At 73.2% G+C, this 13,404-nt stretch carries 12 protein-coding genes; 5 read left to right on the top strand and 7 right to left on the bottom strand.

The window, feature by feature from the left end; translation table 11 throughout:
• Positions 1-9: 9 nt before the first annotated feature.
• The 3 genes from PSQ21_RS35255 to PSQ21_RS35245 form a co-directional block, all read right to left on the bottom strand.
• Positions 10-1,482, bottom strand: coding sequence for an FGGY-family carbohydrate kinase (locus PSQ21_RS35255; protein ID WP_274035544.1), 1,473 nt, complete (start codon positions 1,480-1,482; stop codon positions 10-12).
• 167 nt (positions 1,483-1,649) lie between these two features.
• Positions 1,650-2,426: a DeoR/GlpR family DNA-binding transcription regulator gene (locus tag PSQ21_RS35250; RefSeq protein WP_274035543.1), complete on the bottom strand. Its 777-nt coding sequence runs from the start codon at positions 2,424-2,426 to the stop codon at positions 1,650-1,652.
• Between the two features lie 5 nt (positions 2,427-2,431).
• The gene (locus PSQ21_RS35245) at positions 2,432-3,082 is read right to left on the bottom strand and encodes a histidine phosphatase family protein (protein WP_274035541.1); all 651 of its coding nucleotides are present in this window, start codon (positions 3,080-3,082) and stop codon (positions 2,432-2,434) included.
• Between the two features lie 247 nt (positions 3,083-3,329).
• Between PSQ21_RS35245 and PSQ21_RS35240 the strand changes: the two genes are divergently transcribed.
• From PSQ21_RS35240 to PSQ21_RS35220, 5 genes are all read left to right on the top strand, one after another.
• Positions 3,330-4,385: a 2-hydroxyacid dehydrogenase gene (locus tag PSQ21_RS35240; protein WP_274036100.1), complete on the top strand. Its 1,056-nt coding sequence runs from the start codon at positions 3,330-3,332 to the stop codon at positions 4,383-4,385.
• An 85-nt stretch (positions 4,386-4,470) separates the two neighbouring features.
• Positions 4,471-5,937 (top strand): FGGY-family carbohydrate kinase, encoded by a 1,467-nt coding sequence (locus PSQ21_RS35235; protein ID WP_274035539.1) that lies wholly within the window; start codon positions 4,471-4,473, stop codon positions 5,935-5,937.
• Positions 5,938-6,059: 122 nt separating this feature from the next.
• Positions 6,060-7,139: a substrate-binding domain-containing protein gene (locus tag PSQ21_RS35230; RefSeq protein ID WP_274035538.1), complete on the top strand. Its 1,080-nt coding sequence runs from the start codon at positions 6,060-6,062 to the stop codon at positions 7,137-7,139.
• 111 nt (positions 7,140-7,250) lie between these two features.
• Positions 7,251-8,111: an ATP-binding cassette domain-containing protein gene (locus PSQ21_RS35225; RefSeq protein WP_274035537.1), complete on the top strand. Its 861-nt coding sequence runs from the start codon at positions 7,251-7,253 to the stop codon at positions 8,109-8,111.
• The gene (locus tag PSQ21_RS35220; protein WP_274035536.1) at positions 8,108-9,364 is read left to right on the top strand and encodes a sugar ABC transporter permease; all 1,257 of its coding nucleotides are present in this window, start codon (positions 8,108-8,110) and stop codon (positions 9,362-9,364) included. The genes PSQ21_RS35225 and PSQ21_RS35220 overlap by 4 nt, the downstream gene beginning before the upstream one ends.
• A gap of 156 nt (positions 9,365-9,520) precedes the next feature.
• Here the strand turns inward: PSQ21_RS35220 and PSQ21_RS35215 are convergent, their stop codons facing one another.
• The 4 genes from PSQ21_RS35215 to PSQ21_RS35200 are packed head-to-tail and all read right to left on the bottom strand — an operon-like array spanning position 9,521 to position 13,404.
• Positions 9,521-10,294 carry an urease accessory protein UreD gene (locus PSQ21_RS35215; RefSeq protein WP_274035534.1) on the bottom strand — a complete coding sequence of 258 codons (774 nt, stop codon included), beginning with the start codon at positions 10,292-10,294 and terminating at the stop codon, positions 9,521-9,523.
• On the bottom strand, positions 10,291-11,043 hold the full coding sequence (gene ureG / locus PSQ21_RS35210; RefSeq protein ID WP_274035533.1) for an urease accessory protein UreG: 753 nt from the start codon (positions 11,041-11,043) through the stop codon (positions 10,291-10,293). The genes PSQ21_RS35215 and ureG overlap by 4 nt, the downstream gene beginning before the upstream one ends.
• Positions 11,036-11,701: an urease accessory protein UreF gene (locus PSQ21_RS35205; RefSeq protein ID WP_274035531.1), complete on the bottom strand. Its 666-nt coding sequence runs from the start codon at positions 11,699-11,701 to the stop codon at positions 11,036-11,038. The genes ureG and PSQ21_RS35205 overlap by 8 nt, the downstream gene beginning before the upstream one ends.
• On the bottom strand, positions 11,701-13,404 hold the full coding sequence (locus PSQ21_RS35200) for an urease subunit alpha (RefSeq protein ID WP_274035529.1): 1,704 nt from the start codon (positions 13,402-13,404) through the stop codon (positions 11,701-11,703). Before PSQ21_RS35200 ends, PSQ21_RS35205 begins: the two co-directional genes overlap by 1 nt.

Genomic DNA, 13,404 nt, shown 5'->3' with positions numbered 1-13,404 from the left:
CACGACGCGTCAGTCGTCGGGGAGCCAGCCCCGCTCCCGCAGCGCCGCGACGAAGCGGCCGTGGGCGTCGTCCAGGGCGGGGCGTTCCCCCGGCGCCGGCTCGACGAGGGCGCCGCCGCGCACCATGGCGGCGGCGCTCGCCGCGAGGTCCTCGTGGAGGGTGCCGGTCGCGGCGAGGAGCGCGGCGCCGAAGGCCGTCTCCGCGCGCTCGACGACCCGGACCGGGCGGTCCAGGACGGTGGCCCGGATCGTCGTCCACACGGCGCTGCGGCTGCCCCCGCCTGCCGCGTGCAGGGGGCCGAGCACCGGAACACCGAGTCGTTGGACCCGCTCCAGGGCCAGCCGTTCGACGAAGGCGACTCCTTCGAGTGCGGCCCGGTGGGCGTCCGCCTCGTCGCGGGGCCGGCCCAGCTCGAATCCGCGCGCCGCACCGGAGACGAAGGGGAACCGTTCGCCTGCACGGCGCAACGGGTAGCGCACGTACGAAGCGGGGCCCCGGGCCGCCGCGGCGGCGTCCAGCGCGGGCAGGCGGGCCCGGGCGACGTCGGCCAGGCACTCCCCTCCGGTGTTGGACGCTCCGCCGGGGAGCCACCAGCCGTCGGGGTGCCGGTGACTGTAGAACGCCCCGGTCGCGTCGCGGACCAGGTCCGCGGTGACCCCCTTGAGGACGTACGTGGTGCCGAGCACGCCCACGAAACGGCCCGGCTCGACGGCCCCCGTGGCGATCTGGCCCGCGCAGCCGTCCGTCATCCCGAGGCGTACGGAGCACCCTTCGGGCAGGCCCGTGGCCTCGGCGGCCTCCGGGCCGACGACTCCGGCCTCCGTGGCGGGGGCGCGTACGGAGGGGAGCAGCGCGAGGGGGAAGTCGAGGACGTCGAAGACCTCGTGCGCCCACTCCGCGGCACGGGCGTCGTAACCGGACTTGAGCGCGTGGCTCCAGTCCGTGGCGACGGGATGGCCCGTCAGCTCGCGCCCGACGATCTCGGGTGTGTGCAGGACGTGGCGCAGGCCCGAGCCATACGTCCGCAGGCACCAGACAGCTCGGCCCAGCGCCGCGGTCGGTCCCACGGACAGGCCGAGCGCGTCCCACCGGGCGCTGCCCGCCCGCTGGGCCTCGGCGTTGACGTCGGCGGCCCGCCGGTCGTCGTACATCAGGGCCGGGCCGAGCGGGAGTCCGTCGGCCCCGGTGGGCACGATGGTTCCGGACGTGGCGGACACGGCCACCGCGACCACCTCGCGGCCGCCCCGGGGCAGTGCGCCGGTGGTGCGGCGGAGCGCCGACCGTACGGCGGGCCACCATGACCGGGCGTCCTGTTCGCTCGTCCCCGCGGCGGTCCGTACGGGGGGCGGCAGTTCGCCCCGCGCCTCGGCGAGCAGGTGCCCCTGCCCGTCCACGCACACCACCCGGACGGACGCGGTCGCCACGTCGATGCCGATCACGGCCGGGGGGTGGGGCACGGTGCGACGGGATTCACTGCTCATGGCGGAAAGCGTCCTTCCCCGGCGGGACGGGCCTCAGATGCCCACCGGCCGGGTGGGCGATCCGTCGCGGCGACCCCGAGCGTGCCATCGCGGCGGCCACGTGCGTGTGAAATTAACATACGTTCCATCATGACGGGAGGAATGGTTTCCTGGCGGGAGGAACGGCTTCATGGTGCGACGGCCGCCACCGTCACCCGGGTCCGTTCGCGGAGTTTGGCGAGCAGTTCGGCGTCCGCTCCGTCGTCCACGACGAGATGATCCAGGTCGCCGACGGGCCCCACCCGGTGCAGCGCGGTCCGGGCGAGCTTCGTGTGGTCCATGAGCATCACCTTGGTCGCCGCCGACGTGAGCATCGCCCGTTTGACCAGCACCACGTCCTGCTCCTGGTGGTAGGCCGTCCTGGCGTCGAGGGCCGAGGTGGAGACCGCGACGAGGTCGACGGAGAGCGCCTCCACCGCCTCGACACAGGGCATCCCGAGGAAGGAGTCATGGGTGCGCGAGTACTCCCCGCCCAGGGCGATGAGGCGGATGCCCTCGCACCCGGCGAAGACGTCGAGCACCCGGCGGGCGTTGGTGACGACGGTGAGCGGGGCGAGGTCGACCAGCAGGCCGGCCATGACCAGGACCGTGGTGGAATCGTCGAGCATCACCGACATTCCGGGCTCCACCAGCGCGGCGGCGGCGCGCGCGACGGCGTTCTTCTCCGCCGTGTTGACGCCGAGCCGGTAGTCGAGGCTCGACTCGAACACCGTGGACGGCAGGGCGGACGCGCCGCCGCGGAAGCGTCGCAGCACCCCCTGCCGCGCGAGGTCGTCGAGGTCGCGGTGGACGGTCATCAGGCTCACACCCGTGAGCCGGGCGAGGGCGGCGCCCGTGGCCGTGCCCTGCTCCACGACATGGTCGGCGATGAGCCGTCGCCGTTCTTCGGCGGATCTCTTGGTCATGGGGGTCAGTCTCCCGCAGGGCTCGGGACGGGCACGGGGGCGGGGGGCGCGACGGTGGGTACGTTGAGCGAGCGCAGCGCCGTCTCCGCGCCGCGGATCTCGATCTCCGTGACGGCCCCGTTGTCCAGTCGCGGGAAGATCCGCCGGTAGCGCCCGAGGGGCAGTCCGAGGAGTTCGCACAGGGCGATGCGCAGCAGGGTGTTGTGAGCGACGACGAGCACCCTTCCCCCCTGGTGACGGTGTGCGAGGTCGCGCAGGGAAGCGGTCGCCCGCGCCGCGGCCAGGACCACGGGTTCGGAACCGGGGAAGGCGCCGGAGTCGGCGTCCTCACGGAACCGTCGCACGGCTTCGGGGTCCTCCTCGGCCATCTCCTCGACGGTCCTGCCCTCGCCCCATCCGAAGTCCACTTCCCGCAGCCCCTCGCGGACGTCCACCGCCAGGCCCAGCGCCGCCGCCGCGGGACCCGCCGTCCGGCGGGCGCGGCCGAGCGGGGAACAGGCGACCGCGTCCACGCCACTGCGGGCGGCCCAGGATCCGAGGTCGGCTCCCTGAGCCACGCCCTTGGGTGTCAGGGCGACATCGGTGACACCGGCGTACCGGTTCTCCGCGTGCCACTCGGTCTCGCCATGGCGTACCAGCAGGAGACGCGTGGTCATGGAGAGGGCCCCTTCCGAGGTCGAGGTCGAAGTCGCGGTCCGAGGCGGTACGCATCCGCGGCAGGGGCTGGAGCGGACGTCCAAGCCCTTGCGCCGCCCCGGCCGGGCGCATTGCTGGTTCACGCGAGCGCTGTTAAATTTAACAGAAATTCCACAGCCCAGGACCGGCCCCTCGCGGCTCGGATCACGTTCCGACCTGCTCGCCACGCAGCCACCCCGGCTCGCCTCGCAGAAGGAATCCGACGTCATGCGCATCCTCGCCGCAGGCGACCACTTCGTCCGCCCCTCGTTGATCCGCGCGGCAGTGAGCCAGGAGTTGTCCCGCACGGGCCGGGACCTCCCGGAGTTCGCCGAACTGACCCTCCCCTGGCCCCACGAGCCCTTCGGGCCGGTCGCGGAAGTGCGCGAGGCGAGCGGCACGGAGGACGAGCTCGTCGAGGCGCTGGCCGGGGTCTCGGTCTGCGTGACGCAGATGGCCCCGTTCACCGAGCGGGTCTTCGCCGCGTCGCCCGCACTGCGTCTCGTCGCCGTCTCCCGGGGCGGGCCGGTCAATGTGGACCTGGCCGCCGCCACCCGCCACGGGGTCAGGGTCAGCTTCGCCCCCGGCCGCAACGCCCCGGCCGCCGCGGAGTTCGCCGTGGGGCTGACGCTCACCGCGATGCGCCGGATCGCCGCCGCCGACGCGGAGCTCAAGCGGGGCGTCTGGCGGGGCGACCTGTACGCGTACGAGGAGAGCGGCGGCGAGCTCGGCGGGGCCACCGTCGGCCTCGTGGGTTACGGCGCCATCGGCCGCATCGTGGCACGGGTGATGCGCGCCTTCGGTGCTCATGTGCTCGCGGCCGATCCGTACGCCGACCGCGCGGCGGTCGAGGCGGACGGGGTCGAACTGGTGGATCTGGACGTCCTTCTGATCCGGAGTCAGGTGGTGAGTCTGCATGCCCGCCTGACGGAGGAGACCCACCACCTGATCGACTCCCGCCGCCTCGGGCTGCTGCCGGACGGCGCGGTCCTGGTGAACTCCGCCCGCGGCGGACTGCTCGACCACGCGCCGCTGCCACAGCTGCTGCGCAGCGGCCGTCTCGGGGCTCTCGCCCTCGACGTGTACGACATCGAGCCGATCCCCGCCGACTGGCCGCTGCGCGACGTGCCGAACGTGATCACCACACCCCATCTCGCGGGCGCGACCCGGCAGACGGCGGGGCGGGCGGCGGCCATCACCGCCGCCGAGGTCGGCCGCTTCCTGCGCGGTGAGGAGCTGTCCCACCTCGCGAACCAGGACGTCCTGGCGGCCGGCCGGCGCTGACGGCCGCCGCCGTCGCGGTGGCCCGTCGCCCGGGAACCCATCGGCTCGAATCGGCTCGAATCGGCTCGTACAGGAGGCAGCAGGCGTGGGCACCATCATCGGTGTGGACATCGGGACGTCGGTCACCAAGGCCGTGGCGTTCGACGGGACCGGCAGCGCCCTCGCCTCGGCGAGCCGGCGCTCGCGTCTGGACATGTTGCCGGGCGGACGGGTCGAGCAGGATCTCGACGACGTCGTGGCCGGTGTCGGTGATGTCGTGCGCGAGGTCGCCGCCGCGGCCGGCCGGCCGCCGGACGCCGTGGCGCTCACCGGGCAGGGGGACGGGCTGTGGCTGCGGGACTCCGCGGGCCGCCCGGTGCGGCCCGCCATCTCCTGGATGGACGCGCGCGCCTCCGAGCTGGTGACCCGCTGGCTGGTGGACGGCACGATCAGCACCGCTTACGCGCACACCGGCTCCGGTATGTTCCCCGGGTGCCACGGGCCGCTGCTGAGCTGGCTCCAGGAACACGAGCCGGAGTCGCTGGACCGGGCCGCCGTCGCGGGGTACTGCGTCGACGCGGTCGCCCAGCGCCTCACCGGCCGGGTGTGCCTCGACGCGTCCGACGCGACACTGCCGTTCCTCGACCCCCGCACCCGCCGCTACGCGCCCCAGGCCCTGGCGGCCTGCGGTGTCGGGGAACGGGCGGGTCTGCTGCCTCCTCCCGCCGCCCCGGGAACGGTGCTCGCACTGGACGGTCGCGGCGCCCGGCTCCTGGGGCTGTCCGAGGGGCTGCCGGTCGTGGCGGGGCCCTACGACCTGCCGGCCTGCGCGATCGGCAGCGGGGTGCGCGAGGTGGGGGACGGCGTTCTCATCCTCGGCACCACCCTCGCGAGCCAGGTGCTGACCGACCGCGTCGATCTCGACCCGCTCGCCGAGCCCGCCGGTATGTGGCTGTGCACGCCCACCCCCGGCCGGTGGCTGCGCGCCATGCCCGCCATGGTGGGAACAGCGGCGCTGGAATGGGTGCTCGCCCTCGTCGGCGCGACCACGGCCGACGTGGACGCGCTGCTCACCGACAGCCCGCCCGGGGCCCGGGGCGTCCATGCCTTCCCCTTCCTGTCCGAAGCGGGCGAACGGGCCCCGTTCGTCGAGCCGTCGGCCCAGGGCAGACTCGACGGGCTCAGCCTGGCGACGGGCCGGGAGGACACCGTGCGGGCCGTCTGCGAGGCCATCGGCTACGCGGCCAGGCACTGCCTGGACACAGCGGGGCTGAGCGGCACCCTCGCCCTGTGCGGCGGCGGCACCCGGTCGGTGATGTGGGCCCGCCTGATCGCCGACGTGCTCGGCCGGCCCGTCCGCGTACCGCTGGAGGAGCAGGTCGGGGCGCTCGGCGTGGTGTCCGTCGCCCGGGCCTCCCTGTCCCCCGGGTACGAGGGGCCGCCGGGGCGCCACCAGGTCGTCGAACCGCGTGAGGCCGTACGGGCGCTCTACGAGGACGGATACGAGCGGTACCGGGCGGAGCTGGCGACGGCCCGGGGCGCGTGGAAGGCCCGCGCGCGGTCGGGCGGTTGACCGGGCGCCTCCGAATCGGCCCGCCACCCTGTTATTTATGACATGCCCATTGACACTACTAACACGGTCGCTGTTAATTTGACGCGAAGGAGGGCTCTCCGCCTCGAGACCGGGAGATTCCAGTGAAGCAACGCTCTGTCAGATCGTTCGCCGCTGCCGTGTCCGTGATGACGGTGATCGTCTCCGCCGCCGCTTGTACGACGAAAGCACCGAACGGAACGGACGACCGGTCGTCGGATGAGGCGAAGATCGCGTTCCTGATGCCCGATATCGCCTCCACCCGGTACGAGCTGTACGACGCCCCCCTCTTCAAGGCCAGGATGAAGGAGCTCTGCGGTGGTTGCGCGGTCCTGTACCAGAACGCGGGCGGCGATGCGGCGAAGCAACAGCAGCAGGCCGACTCCGCTCTCGCGCAGGGCGCCGACGTCATCGTGATCGATCCGGTGGACTCCGCCGCGGCGGCCGGCACCGTCCGTACGGCACAGGGCCGGGGGGTCCCCGTCATCGCGTACGACCGGCCGATCCCGGCGGTCAAGGCCGACTACTACGTCTCCTTCGACAACGAGAAGATCGGCTCCATGATCGGCACGTCCCTGGTGGAGCACCTCAGGGCCACCTCGGCAAAGGGCGGTCTCCTGCAGGTCAACGGGTCACCGACCGACGCGGCAGCGGGCCTGATCAAGAAGGGCATGCACAGCGCGGTCGACTCCAGCGGATTCGATCTCCTCGCCGAGTACGACACCCCTGCCTGGGAGCCGGGCAAGGCCCAGAGCTGGGTCAGCGGTCAGATAGCCAAGTTCCCGGGAAGGATCGCCGGAGTGGTGGCCGCCAACGACGGCACGGGCGGCGGTTCCATCGCCGCGTTCAAGGCGGCCGGAGCGGCCGTGCCACCGGTGACCGGAAACGACGCCGAACTCGCCGCCGCCCAGCGGATCATCAAGGGCGACCAGTACAACACCATCTCCAAGCCCATCAAGACCGTCGCGGAAGCCGCGGCCACCGCGGCGTACGCCTTCGCCCGGGGAAAGAAGCCCCGCGGCGACACCACGCTCTTCGGCACCCCCTCGGAACTGTTCACCCCCACCGTGGTCACCCGGAAGAACATCGGGAAGGTTCTGGTGGGCGACGGAAAGCCGTTGAAGACCGCCGAGGTCTGCACGGCGACGTACGCCGCCGCCTGTGCCGAGGTGGGCCTCACGTAGTCCCACCCCTGCCCGGCCGCGGCGACCACGGCCGTCCACGACGGTCGGGACGCCTTCCCGCCCCTGCCACGGCCACCGCTCCCCCGCCCGCCCGCCCCGGAAGGCCGGTCCATGTCCGCTGACTCCTCGCCCTCCCCTCAGGAGGCGCCGGGTGGCTCGCTGCTCTCCCTGCGCGGAATAAGCAAATCCTTCGGCGCCGTCGCCGCACTCACCGACGTGGACCTCGATGTCGCCGCCGGGCAGGTCGTCGCCCTGGTCGGCGACAACGGCGCGGGAAAGTCGACCCTGGTCAAGGTGGTCTCCGGGGTGCAGCAGCCGGACGCCGGAACCGTCGGCTTCGGCGCCGGGACGGTGACGATCTCCTCCCCGGCCACCGCCCAGCGGCTCGGCATCGCGACCGTGTTCCAGGACCTCGCGCTGTGCGAGAACCTGAACGTGGTGGAAAACCTCTTCCTGGGACGCGAGTTACGTGGGCTGCGCCTGGACGAGGTCGGGATGGAGGTCCGTTCCCGCGCTCTGCTCGCGGAGCTGTCGGCCAGGATCCCCTCGGTGCGCGTCCCGGTCGCGGCCCTGTCCGGCGGGCAGCGACAGACGGTGGCCATCGCGCGGACCCTCCTGGGCGACCCCAAGGTGATCATCCTGGACGAGCCGACGGCCGCCCTGGGCGTGGCGCAGACGGCGGAAGTCCTCAATCTGATCGAGCGTCTGAGGGAGCGCGGCCTGGGCGTCATCATGGTCAGCCACAACATGGCAGACGTGCGGGCCGTCGCCGACACCGTGGCCGTCCTGCGGCTCGGCCGCAACAACGGTGTCTTCGACGCGGCCGGAACGACGGCGTCGGAGCTGGTGGCGGCCATCACCGGAGCCACCGACAACGTGGTCAGCCGCCGCGCCGGCCGCGACCGGACCACGGGCGGCGGAACGGAGCCGGCGCACAGGACCGGTGCGGCACACCGGGGGGAAGCATCATGAGGGACCAGGCCGCTGTCACGGGTCCGGAACTCTCCCGGGGCGGGCCCGTCGCGCCGACGCCCCGGCCCGCCGGTGCGCGCGACCGCCTGCGGGCGCTGTCCGTCCGGCTGCGCGGCGGCGACCTCGGTCTTCTGCCCGTCCTCGCCGGGCTGGTCGTGATCTGGGGCGTGATGCAGATCCTCAACCCCGTCTTCCTGTCGAGCGCGAACCTCACGAACCTCGCCCTCGAGAGCGTGCCGGTCGGCATCATCGCCCTGGGGGTGGTCTGTGTCCTCCTCGTCGGCCAGATCGATCTGTCGGTCGGCTCCATCAGCGGCCTCGGTGCTGCCGTGCTGGCGGTCCTCTTCGTGGACCGGGGGCTGCCGGCCTGGCTCGCCGTCGCCGTCTCGCTCGCCCTCGCGGCGCTGATCGGCTGGTTCTACGCCCAGGTCCACCACCGGATCGGGGTACCCAGCTTCGTCATCACCCTCGGCGGCCTCCTCGGTTTCCTCGGTGTGCAGCTGTGGATACTCGGGCCCAAGGGATCGATCAACCTGCCCTTCGACTCCGGACTGGTGACCTTCGCCCAACTCCAGTTCCTGCCACCCTGGTTGGCGTACACGCTGGTCGTCGTGGGCGCGGCGGTGCTGTACGCGACCGGCGCCGCCCGCGCCTCGGAGCGCCGTCGGGCGGGGCTCACCGCCGCCTCCCGACGTCTGCTCGCCGCGCGGAGCCTGGCGCTGCTGGCCGGCCTCGGCGCGGCGGTCTGGTATCTCCACCGGGACCGAGGGGTGGGCTGGATGTTCGTGTTCTTCCTCGCCCTGGTGCTGGCGCTCCACTATGTCCTGTCCCGCACCTCGTTCGGAAAGTCGATGTACGCGGTCGGCGGCAACATGGAGGCCGCCCGACGTGCGGGCGTGAACGTGAAGGCCGTTCTCACCACCGCGTTCGTGCTGTGCGCGACGCTCGCGTGCGTCGGCGGCGTCCTCTCCGCCTCGCGGCTCGCGGCGGCCAACCAGAGCAGCGGCGGCGGTGACGTCAACCTCAACGCCATCGCGGCGGCCGTCATCGGCGGCACCAGTCTGTTCGGCGGCCGGGGCACCGCGTTCGCCGCGCTGCTCGGCGTTCTCGTGATCCAGTCCATCTCCAGTGGGCTCACGCTGCTGAATCTCGACTCCGCGTACCGCTTCATGGTGACCGGCGGCGTACTGCTGCTGGCGGTGTCGTTGGATGCGGTGGCCCGGCGTTCACGGGTCTCCCATGGCAGGGCCTGATGAGGCAGGTGGGCGCCGCCCGTATCCGGTGCACGATCTCGGCTACGGCTACGGCTACGGCGGGATCGACGGGGTCTCTCGTCTCGCTCCTCCCGCGCGGGCCGCACCACTGGACGGGCGGCGCCCAACCCCTTCACCGTCCCGGAACGCCCCTGATCAGCGGGGCTCGACGACGCTCTCGTTCCGCCAGTGGTCCCACAGCTCCGCCAGGTCCGCTTCCATCGCCGGTGCCCCGGTGCCCAGCAGCCGCACCTGGGCCCCCGGGCCCGCGAGGTCCGTCCGGTAGGGGTGGGGCGGGCCGGACGGGCGGGCACCGAGGGCGGTGACGGAGCCGATGATCCGGTTCGGGCCGAGGACGCCGGGCAGTTCCCGCATCTCCGGGTCGGTCAGGTCGAGGTCCTCGACCAGCAGCTCCCGGCCGTCGTACACGGTCCGGGTCCTGGCCCGTACGCGGCCACCGCGCTCACCGGAGCGGCCCAGGACGAGAGTGTCGCGCCACAGCATCCGGGCGCCCGGCGCGAGCGTCACCTCCATCGTGCGGTCGACCCACGCCCCGTGCGCGACGACGAACGGCTTCCCGTCCCAGTCCAGCCGGCCACCCGCAGCAATGTCGATCCTGGCCCGCCACGCCGATCTGCCTCCCCGGTGGTCGTACGCCACCAGCCCGGAGGCTTCGACCAGTTCCAGGCGGGCCCCCGGGCCGACCGAGACGTGCAGCCGGAGATCGTCGCCGGCCAGCAGACCCGCCCGGGTGCCGACGAGGGCGATCCGCAGGCGGTCCGCGCACGGCAGCAGGGGGCGGGGGGCGAGGAACGCACCGGGAGACAGCTCGCGGGCGAGGTGCCTGCCGGTGGCGTCACGCTCGACGGCGACGACCGCCGGATCGTCGGGCTCGGCCGGGCGGGCGGCGGGCGTGGGCGGGCCGGTCACGAGCCGTCGTGGCTGTGGCTGTGGGGCGCCATCGGGCCGGGGTCGGTCGGGACATGGGTGCCGGAGCGGTGGCGCAGCAGCACGGCCCGCACCCAGTCGGCCAGTTCGGCGATCGACCGAGGGTCGTGCTTGGACAGCGCGAGGACGGGCAGACCGTCGCGGGCCCGTTCGGCGTCGGCGACCATCGCGGTCACGTCGACCTCCACATGGGGGGCCAGGTCGGTCTTGTTGATGACCAGGAGGTCCGCGCCGGTGATGCCCGGGCCGCCCTTGCGGGCGACGTCCCCGCCGCCCGCGACATCGATGCTGAAGAGCTGGGCGTCGGCGAGGGCGGGGCTGAACGTGGCGGTGAGGTTGTCGCCGCCGCTTTCGATGAGCACCAGGTCCAGCGGTCCGTAGGCCTCCTCCAGGTCCTCGACCGCGTCGAGGTTGGCGCTCACGTCGTCGCGGATCGCGGTGTGGGGGCAGGCTCCGGTCTCGACGGCGCGGATGCGTTCGGTGGGCAGGACGCCGGCCGAGCGGAGGAAGCGGGCGTCCTCGTCGGTGTAGATGTCGTTGGTGACGACGGCCATGGAGAGCTCGCCTGCCAGTTCGCGGCAGAGGGTGGCGAGGATGGAGCTCTTACCGGTGCCGACGGGGCCGGCGACGCCGAGGCGCAGGGCGCGCGGCTGGTCGAGGGGCTGGTGGTAGTGCTCGTTGGGGCCCTGGGCGGGCTGTCCGGGCTGCTGGGCGGATGCGTTGTCAGGCAAGGAAGAGTCTCCGTTCGCGTCGGTCGTGTTCGAGTGCCCACTGCTCGGTGAGCGGTGGTGTACGGGCGGGGAGTTCGGCGGGGGTGCGCACGGCCAGTGCTGCGGTGACGGCTCTCGCGGCGTCCGGCTCGGCGGCGACGATCCACGCGACCGAGTCGAGGGGGTCGCCGGGCAGCAGCTTGAGCGCGGCGGAGGCGATGGTCTGCAGCTCGTCGTAGACGACGCCGCTGGCCAGCGCCTCCTCCCCCACCCCCAGGGCGGCTCCGAGCGCCCCGAGGGCGACCGGCCGCAAGGGGCGCGGGTGGAGCCGTGTCAGGGCGGTGACCGCGGGGTGGTCCGGGGCCAGCCGACGGGCGAGGCGGTGCACGCCCCGGCCCAGTGCGGCGGAGGCCTCGCGCAGCGGCGCCGTCGGCGTCCGGGCGGCGAGCGCCTCCTGCACGGGCCCGTAGTCCACCGGGGCGCGCAGGGCCGCCCGCAGGGTGAGTACGGCGGCGGCGGCTTCGGTGACGACGGTGGTGTGCAGGCGGGCCCTCAGCAGCGCGGGGATCTCCGCACGCGTGAGGCCCGCCGCGACGGCCGGTTCGAGGCCGGCGCTGTAGGTGTGGGCGCCGACCGGGAGCCGCCCGTCGGCGAGGAGGTAGGGGGCGAGGAGCGCCATCAGAACATGCTGTACCGCTGGGCCAGCGGCAGTTCGGCGGCGGGGGCCGGCTCGACGAGCTCCCCGTCGATGCGGATGGCGAAGGTCTCCGGGTCCACGTCGATGGCCGGGAGCGCCGTGTTGTTCGGCAGGTCCGCCTTGGTGAGGTGCCGGGTGGGCCGAACGGCGACCAGCTCCCTTACCAGCCCGAGCCGTTCGGCCAGTCCGTCGGCCAGTGCCATCGGGGAGACGAAGCTGACCGACAGGTGCGGCGCGGCCTCGGCGGCGGCGCTGGCGCGCATGAGGACCGGCTGGGTGGTGGGGATCGCCGCGCCCGCGTCGCCCAGGGGCGCGTACACGGCCATGCCGCCCTTGATGACGGCGGCGGGCCGGATGCCGAAGAAGGCGGGGTCCCAGAGCACCAGGTCGGCGAGCTTCCCGGGCTCCACGGAGCCGACGACGTGGTCGATGCCGTGGGCAACGGCCGGGCAGATCGTGTACTTGGCGACATAGCGGCGCGCCCGCTCGTTGTCGGCGGGCAGTTCGCTGCCGCGGTCGCCGAAGCGCTGCTTCATGACGTGGGCGACCTGCCAGGTGCGGCACACGACCTCACCGATGCGGCCCATCGCCTGGGCGTCGGACGAGGTGATGGAGAGTGCGCCGATGTCGTGCAGCACGTCCTCGGCGGCGATGGTGGTGGCCCGGATCCGGGACTCGGCGAACGCGAGGTCCTCGGGGACCCGGGGGTTGAGGTGGTGGCACACCATCAGCATGTCGAGGTGCTCGGCGACCGTGTTGACGGTGTGCGGGAGCGTCGGGTTGGTGGACGCCGGAAGGATGTTCGGGTGGGAGGCCATGGTGATGATGTCGGGAGCGTGGCCGCCGCCCGCACCCTCCGCGTGGAAGACGTGGATGCCGCGTCCGGCGATGGCGTCGAGGGTGCCTTCGACGTAGCCGACCTCGTTGAGACTGTCCGCGTGCAGCGCCACCTGGAGGCCGTACGCGTCGGCCGCCCGCAGCGCGGCGTCGATCGCGGCCGGCGTGGCGCCCCAGTCCTCGTGGACCTTGTAGCCGCCGGCACCGCTGAGGGCCGCCTCGCGCAGGGCTTCCTCGCCGACGGTGGAGCCCTTGCCGAACAGCATGACGTTGAGCGGGACGCGGTCGAGGGAGCGGTGCATCATGGCGAGGTTCCACGCGCCGGGGGTGACGGTGGTGGCCTTGGATCCCTCGGTGGCGCCGGTGCCGCCCCCGATGACGGTGGTGGTGCCGGTGGCGAGCGCCTCGTGGAGGGTCTCCGGCATCAGGAAGTGGACGTGGGTGTCGACGGCCCCGGCCGTGAGGACGCGCCCCTCGCCGGAGATCACATCGGTGCCGGGGCCGATCACCAGATCGGGATGGACGCCGTCGCTGATGTCGGGGTTGCCGGAGCGGCCGAGGGCGACGATCCGCCCGTCGCGGACGCCGACGTCGGTCTTGACGACACCCCAGTGGTCCAGGACGACCGCGTTGGTGATGACGAGGTCGGGCGCACCCTCGGCCCGGGACGCGGTGGCCTGGGCCATCGACTCACGGATGGACTTGCCGCCCCCGAAGACGGCTTCGTCACCGCCGAAGCACCGGTCCTCCTCGACCTCGATCCACAGATCGGTGTCGGCGAGGCGGATCCGGTCCCCGGTGGTGGGGCCGTAGAGCGAGGCGTAGGCGGCGCGGGTCAGCTGGGCCAT

This window comes from Streptomyces sp. MMBL 11-1 (assembly GCF_028622875.1).
Lineage (GTDB): Bacteria > Actinomycetota > Actinomycetes > Streptomycetales > Streptomycetaceae > Streptomyces.
The sequence above is the reverse complement of the archived record's forward strand: the minus strand, read 5'-3'. Positions and strand labels throughout refer to the sequence as shown.

Excerpts from the sequence above, each read along its gene's own strand:
- PSQ21_RS35245 (WP_274035541.1), bottom strand. The coding sequence starts at position 3,082 with ATGACCACGCGTCTCCTGCTGGTACGCCATGGCGAGACCGAGTGGCAC.
- PSQ21_RS35200 (WP_274035529.1), bottom strand. The coding sequence starts at position 13,404 with ATGGCCCAGCTGACCCGCGCCGCCTACGCCTCGCTCTACGGCCCCACC.
- PSQ21_RS35205 (WP_274035531.1), bottom strand. The coding sequence starts at position 11,701 with ATGGCGCTCCTCGCCCCCTACCTCCTCGCCGACGGGCGGCTCCCGGTC.
- PSQ21_RS35250 (WP_274035543.1), bottom strand. The coding sequence starts at position 2,426 with ATGACCAAGAGATCCGCCGAAGAACGGCGACGGCTCATCGCCGACCAT.
- PSQ21_RS35220 (WP_274035536.1), top strand. The coding sequence starts at position 8,108 with ATGAGGGACCAGGCCGCTGTCACGGGTCCGGAACTCTCCCGGGGCGGG.
- PSQ21_RS35240 (WP_274036100.1), top strand. The coding sequence starts at position 3,330 with ATGCGCATCCTCGCCGCAGGCGACCACTTCGTCCGCCCCTCGTTGATC.
- PSQ21_RS35255 (WP_274035544.1), bottom strand. The coding sequence starts at position 1,482 with ATGAGCAGTGAATCCCGTCGCACCGTGCCCCACCCCCCGGCCGTGATC.
- PSQ21_RS35225 (WP_274035537.1), top strand. The coding sequence starts at position 7,251 with ATGTCCGCTGACTCCTCGCCCTCCCCTCAGGAGGCGCCGGGTGGCTCG.